The following is a 5,779-nucleotide window of genomic DNA, read 5'->3' as shown; positions in this document are numbered from 1 at the left end:
TCATTGTACCTTCCGTCATGGTTTCCGTCCTTTCCTGCTTCAGTGGCTGTAACTCTACCATCATGGCACATTGCGATGCCCTCGAGGGAGGGCGGCAACCACCCCATCTTCAACCAGGAGCGCGCGCTCTACAGCAGAGATAATTTCAAGCTCAACCGTACCGCCGCTCTTGCTGAGTGGCGCCAACTCGACGCGGCATAAGGGACAGCCTCATTGTCCTTTCAGTGACTGGTTCGCATTCGTCTGACCACACCGGCAGTTTGTAGTGTATCCACGCTTGGCCTGAGTGATCTCGGGTTAGATCAAGTGAAGTGTCCGGCGCATGCTGATAATGCTCGACTATACTCCTGCGCCTGAATTGACCTGACGATTTTCGGGCCTGCGATTCACTTCGCCGCATGTCCAAAGGCGCGGCGGTCTGTATTTTGAGGGTATGAGCAAGCGATACAAAACAGTCTCCTTATCCGACGAGCAGCGCTTAGCACTTGAAGTGCTTTGCCGCCGCCGCAAAGTTGATGCCCTTGTTTGGAAACGTGCGCGAGCGTTTCTTCTTCTGGACGCAGGAGAAGACGCCGGAACGGTTTGCCGTATTTTGGATATCGGTCCAACGGTTCTGACGGAATGGCAGTTTGCCTTTGCCGGAGCGGGGTTGTCATTTTTCGGTCTGAAGGACTACAGCCAGCGACAGGGGCACTTGTCCGTCGTGCAAGAGCAGACGCTGAAAGCCCATTTCACCGAACATCCGGCACGGAACGCAGATGAGGTCTGTGCCTATGTTCTGGCCGAGTGCGACCAGAGCTATAGCCCCTCAGGAGCCGCCAAGCTGATGCGCCGCCTGGGGTTCGCGTATAAGAAACCACAATTGCTGCCTGCACAGGCCGATGAAGCCAAACAGGCTGCGTTTATTGCCAAATATGAGGCCCTGATGAACGGGTTGGCCGCAGATGAGATGGTTGTCTTTTCGGACGCTGTCCACCCCGAACACCAGAGCCGCCCCGCCCATGGTTGGTTCCCCAAGGGGCAAAAGACGGCCCTGAAGGCGACATCAGGGCGCAAGCGGCTCAACATTCAGGGCGCGCTTGACCTTGAGACTTTCCAGTTCACCTTTGTGGAAGGCGAGAAGATCAATGCCCAGACAACCCGACAGATGCTGGAAAAGTTGGAGCGCAACAACCAAACTATGACCACCATCCATGTCTTTGTCGACAATGCCCGCTATCATCATGCCAAGATACTCCAGCCATGGCTGGACAGCCCAGAACGCCGGGTGAAATTGCGTTTCTTGCCAGCATATGCCCCGCATCTCAACCCGATCGAGCGCCTTTGGGGTGTCATGCACGATTGGGTCACACACAATCACCACTATGCAACGTTCAACCAATTCACCGAGGCCATTTTCGACTTTTTCCGCAAGACCCTGCCAGAAAAATGGCCCGAGTTCCGCAACACCGTCACCGACAACTTCCGCGTCGTATCACTCAAGGGATACAAAGTGATTTGAGGGTAAACCCTCAGGTCAATTCAGGCGCAGGAGTATAAATCATTCTTTTTACGGCTTGATGCTTGATCACTTGCAGTCTTGAATGTTGCTGAGAGTTTTGTGGAGGCCGCGAACGGATCTGAATGACTATTGCAGGTATTCTCCTCGCCGGTGGGCGGTCAGAACGTTTCGGGAGCGGCGACAAACTCCTTGCGCCTTTCCTGAGCAAGCCACTTGTTACGTATGCGGCAGAGGCTTTGAGAGCGTGCGATCTCGATTTGTTGATTGCTGTCGTCGCAAACGAATTTGTTGCGGAAAACCTTGCTGGGTTTCAGATCGCCATTCCGTCCAGGCCGTCGCACACGCAGTCTGACAGTCTTCGGGTCGGCGTTGGTCTTGCCGAAGAGCTTGGTGCCGACCAGGTAATAGTGGTTCTCGGCGATATGCCCAATATCACAACGAAACTTATTCAAGATGTCATGGGTCTATGCCGAGCGGGAGCTCCATCTGCCGCATTTGACGGGCATCGCGCCATACCCCCCGCGTGTTTCACCCGGGAAAGCTTTGCGGACATCCATAACTTAGTTGGAGACCAAGGCGCGAGATCTATCCTTAGGCGTCTTCCGATGGAAGCGCTTGTCCGTGCTCCAGACGGTGAACTCATTGATATCGATACACCGAATGACATGCTCAAGGCTGCTAAAGCACGAGGTAATTAGGCCGGGAAATCCTCGGGTAATCATTCTAGATGACTAACCTCCGGGTTTTTCGCACGGCGTTTTGCATTTGGGGCTTTGTCATACTTGAAGCGTGCGTTGGCCTTTCTGACAGCTTTTGTCCGCTGGTTCGGTATTTGAGCGCGTCTCGTGCACCTGTCCAATGGCTGGACCGCATTATACCAACGGCCTGTTGGCTTGACTGGTTTTGGGATTCGCAAACGTTGTGAAGTCTGACTCAATCGCTGCAGGCGATTGGGAGACGGAAATGACTGTGAAGATTACACGCGATGACCTGACGGCGCGGGATTTACGCGCAGCGTCTGGTGGGGCGAAAGATGGCAGGGTCGCGCGGCGGCTCTTGGCGATTGCTTTTGTCTTGGAGGGGGTGTCCCGTAAGACGGCTGCCGAGAGTTGCGGCATGGATCGGCAAACGCTGCGTGACTGGGTGCACCGCTACAACGCGCAAGGCATTGCCGGTCTGTCCAATCGTTGTGGTGGAGGGGCGCAGCCTCGGCTCACGTCCGAGCAGATGGCGCAGCTCGCGTCTTGGGTCGAGGCAGGTCCTGACCTCGCGCGCGACGGTGTGGTGCGCTGGCGTCGTGCCGATCTGGCGCGTCGGATTGAAAAGGTCTTCAGTATTGATGTACACGAGCGCACCGTTGGCAAGTATTTGGACAGGCTGGGCTTTCGGCGGCTCTCAGTCCGCCCGGAACACCCCAATACCGACACGGCGGCGCAGGAAGCGTTCAAAAAAACTTCCAAAGTATGGTAACAGATATGTTGCCCACACAAGCAAAAGACAAACCGCTGGAAGTCTGGTTTCAAGATGAAGCCAGGGTCGGACAGCAGGGCACGCTGACCCGCATCTGGTCGCAGCGTGGCACACGTCCACGTGCGCCGCGCGACACAGGCTACAAATGGAGCTACATCTTCGGTGCAGCCTGCCCCGCGCGAGGAACAGCCGCTGGCTTGGTCCTGCCTTATGTCGGGACCGAGGCAATGAACCTGCACCTCGTCGAAATAGCCAAAACCGTCGCGCAGGGGGCCCACGCCCTGCTGCTCATCGACGGTGCAGGCTGGCATGTGGCAAAAGCGCTGAAAGTGCCGGACAATATTAGCCTGTTAAAACTGCCGCCCTATGCCCCAGAACTCAACCCTATGGAAAATGTCTGGCAATACCTGCGCGCCAACAAACTCGCGATAACCGTCTTCAACAGCTACGAAGACATCCTCGATAAATGTGCAGACGCATGGAACTTCTTTGCAACTGAGCCAGAACGGATTACCTCCATTACCCAAAGAGAGTGGATAAAGGTCAGCTGAATGGGCCGTTGGTATTGGTCGAGCCCAAAACGGTTCCTAGACACGAAACTGAAAGCATTTTATGATGAAGAATAATCCTTTATATATAACAATATCTTGCCTTTGAGCTATGTCATGCAAGCAAGGTAGACCATGAGTTTCATTAGTCCAAAAGATGCCTCAGGGCTTGATCCTTTCGAGGCCATTGCAGCAAGCGGGAGCGAGGCTGTGCTCGCCATCATCACAGGTGTTGAGGGGCCTTCATATCGTGCGGTCGGAGCAGCAATGGCCATTTTTACGGGTGGTCTAAGCGTGGGCGCTTTGTCGTCCGGTTGCATCGAGGCAGACATTGAGTTGCACGCTGCCCAAGTATTGGAATTGGGCAAACCCAAGTCTCTGCGATATGGACGCGGGTCACCGTTTATCGATATTCAGTTGCCGTGTGGTGGGGGGCTAGATATCCTTTTGATACCGCGACCTGACTTGGCGGTTTTGCTCGAGCTGTCGAGGCGACGCGCAGCCAGACAGTTGTGTGCGATGGAGGTTGATACGTCGTCCGGCAGTCTCACGTTGATAGATGACGGTCTCACCGGGCAACTTGGTTCGATTTTCGTTATGCAATTCGTCCCCAATGTACAGTTTCTGGTATTTGGGAAGGGACCGGAGGCGTGCACATTTTCCGCCCTTATCCAATCCGTCGGATATCCAAATCTTCTCCTCTCACCTGAGGAAGAAACGCTGGAAACTGCTTCTGCATCGGGCTGCGATGTCCGGCGCCTGCGACAAACTGAATTCCCAACAGATTTAACGGTCGACCAATGGACAGCTATCGTTCTTTTCTTTCATGACCACGACTGGGAGCCACCAATCTTGCAGGGAGCACTTAGCGGTCCGGCCTTTTATATCGGCGCGCAGGGAAGTCAGCGAGCGCGCGATTCACGGTTGCTCGAGCTTGAGGCTATGGGGGTGCCACCCGACGATCTCGCGCGGCTGCATGGTCCGATTGGCCTAATCCGCTCCGCGCGTGATCCCGCCACGTTGTCTGTGTCGGTACTTGCAGAAGTTTTGGACATCGCAATGGCAAAGACTTCCGCCAGAGCAGTCAGCCACACAGGCATTTGAGGCCGACGGTACGGTTTAGGATCTTCGAAGCTCTTTTAAGCGATCGATGCGTCGAAATCAGCGCCAATTGCTCGTCCGAAAAGAGACCTAACCGAGCCGCCGGATCGCGGTCGCGATCTTGTTTGGCACCTCAAGGGGTGTGAAGTGGCGCACGCCGCCAAGAATTTCCATCTTTGCACTTGGAATAACTAAGGCCATGGCCTCTGCCATTGCGATAGGGGTGGCATAGTCCTCTTGTCCGACGATTATCTCGACGGAAAAGTCGAAACTGGGCAACGCGCGTCGGATATCTCAGCACCGAAGCATCCGGCAGGTTTCGAGATAGGCGGGCACATTGTTGGCAACAAACACCTTAACTGCGTCCGAAACAGCTTCGGGATTGTCCTTGGAGAAATCGTCTGAAAACCAACGCGTTTTCTGAAAGTCTGTCAGTGCCGCCATTCCATCTGCAACAGCTTTTGACCGCGTGTCTCCCAGTTTTTCGCGGCGTCGTCCCCGTACCACGCTGGGTTCTGTCGCAAAGTTCGCCAACTGTTTTCCCATCTACAGAACTCCTGTCACAATCCGCGCAAAAAAAAGCGACAGGCTGGAGATCCCAAAATGACGGTCGATTTCAAAGGCAACCACTACCCAAAAGCGTGATCCTTTACGCTGTGTTTTTCTACCTGCGCTACAGCGTTTCCAATCGGGACCTGGAAGAAATCATGGCGGAGCGGAGCGTTGAGATCGAACATGCCACGCAGACCCGCTGGGTGGTGAATTTTTCAACGCTGATCGCAGCAAAAGCTCAGTCCAGAAAGAAGCCGACAGCCGCGTCCTTGACGATGCCCATACAACATCACCGCCAGGCGGATAATCTCGTAGCTCGTTTTGAAATAGAGAAATGGATCAGGTTTGGTCGTTTCCAGAGGCTACAAATCCGCCTTGCCCGCCTCAAGCCGGTTTGCTCTGACAGGGCCCTCCGTCTGCAACCATTTCAACTAGGCAGCACACCCATTAATTTCTGTTCTTTCGCCTAGGCTTGTGATTCATTTCGGCTAAAGGAACATGCGGAGGCAGAAAAATGGCGCGGTCAGATATGAGTGATTTGGAGTGGGGGTTCATTAAGCAGGTGCTTCCCAACAAGTCACGCGGCGTGAAGCGCGTTGATGATCGC

At 54.5% G+C, this 5,779-nt stretch carries 6 protein-coding genes and 3 pseudogenes; 7 read left to right on the top strand and 2 right to left on the bottom strand.

Features of this window, described 5'->3' with window-relative positions:
* From Q1B15_RS14785 to Q1B15_RS14765, 5 genes and pseudogenes are all read left to right on the top strand, one after another.
* A pseudogene (locus tag Q1B15_RS14785) lies at positions 1 to 201 on the top strand (hypothetical protein); the annotation flags it as partial.
* Positions 202 to 433: 232 nt separating this feature from the next.
* Positions 434 to 1,501 (top strand): IS630 family transposase, encoded by a 1,068-nt coding sequence (locus tag Q1B15_RS14780; protein WP_299754893.1) that lies wholly within the window; start codon positions 434 to 436, stop codon positions 1,499 to 1,501.
* A 122-nt stretch (positions 1,502 to 1,623) separates the two neighbouring features.
* Positions 1,624 to 2,199, top strand: a complete 576-nt coding sequence (locus tag Q1B15_RS14775; RefSeq protein WP_299754890.1) for a nucleotidyltransferase family protein — start codon at positions 1,624 to 1,626, stop codon at positions 2,197 to 2,199.
* 265 nt (positions 2,200 to 2,464) lie between these two features.
* Positions 2,465 to 3,522, top strand: a protein-coding gene (locus tag Q1B15_RS14770; protein ID WP_299754887.1) for an IS630 family transposase whose coding sequence is annotated in 2 segments (ribosomal slippage) — positions 2,465 to 2,948 and positions 2,948 to 3,522 — 1,059 coding nt in all. Because the reading frame shifts where the segments join, the coding sequence is not laid out codon by codon here.
* A 132-nt stretch (positions 3,523 to 3,654) separates the two neighbouring features.
* A complete protein-coding gene (locus tag Q1B15_RS14765; RefSeq protein WP_299754885.1) occupies positions 3,655 to 4,623 on the top strand; it encodes an XdhC family protein in 969 nt (322 codons plus the stop codon).
* A gap of 87 nt (positions 4,624 to 4,710) precedes the next feature.
* Here Q1B15_RS14765 and Q1B15_RS14760 read toward each other — a convergent pair whose 3' ends face one another.
* Positions 4,711 to 4,899 (bottom strand): hypothetical protein, encoded by a 189-nt coding sequence (locus Q1B15_RS14760; protein ID WP_299754883.1) that lies wholly within the window; start codon positions 4,897 to 4,899, stop codon positions 4,711 to 4,713.
* Between the two features lie 15 nt (positions 4,900 to 4,914).
* A complete protein-coding gene (locus Q1B15_RS14755) occupies positions 4,915 to 5,166 on the bottom strand; it encodes a hypothetical protein (protein WP_299754880.1) in 252 nt (83 codons plus the stop codon).
* Between the two features lie 57 nt (positions 5,167 to 5,223).
* On the opposite strand from Q1B15_RS14755, the pseudogene Q1B15_RS14750 reads away from it, so the two are divergent.
* Together Q1B15_RS14750 and Q1B15_RS14745 are read left to right on the top strand one after the other, a co-directional pair.
* Positions 5,224 to 5,441: pseudogene (locus Q1B15_RS14750) on the top strand (IS6 family transposase); the annotation flags it as partial.
* Positions 5,442 to 5,686: 245 nt separating this feature from the next.
* A pseudogene (locus Q1B15_RS14745) lies at positions 5,687 to 5,779 on the top strand (IS5/IS1182 family transposase); the annotation flags it as partial.

The sequence above is a fragment of the uncultured Boseongicola sp. genome, from assembly GCF_937988555.1.
Classification (GTDB): Bacteria; Pseudomonadota; Alphaproteobacteria; order Rhodobacterales; family Rhodobacteraceae; genus Boseongicola.
This window is presented reverse-complemented; position numbering and strand designations above follow the sequence as displayed.

Bases quoted from the DNA above. Each gene is read 5' to 3' on its own strand.
- Q1B15_RS14780 (WP_299754893.1), top strand. From the start codon at position 434: ATGAGCAAGCGATACAAAACAGTCTCCTTATCCGACGAGCAGCGCTTA.
- Q1B15_RS14775 (WP_299754890.1), top strand. From the start codon at position 1,624: ATGACTATTGCAGGTATTCTCCTCGCCGGTGGGCGGTCAGAACGTTTC.
- Q1B15_RS14765 (WP_299754885.1), top strand. From the start codon at position 3,655: ATGAGTTTCATTAGTCCAAAAGATGCCTCAGGGCTTGATCCTTTCGAG.
- Q1B15_RS14755 (WP_299754880.1), bottom strand. From the start codon at position 5,166: ATGGGAAAACAGTTGGCGAACTTTGCGACAGAACCCAGCGTGGTACGG.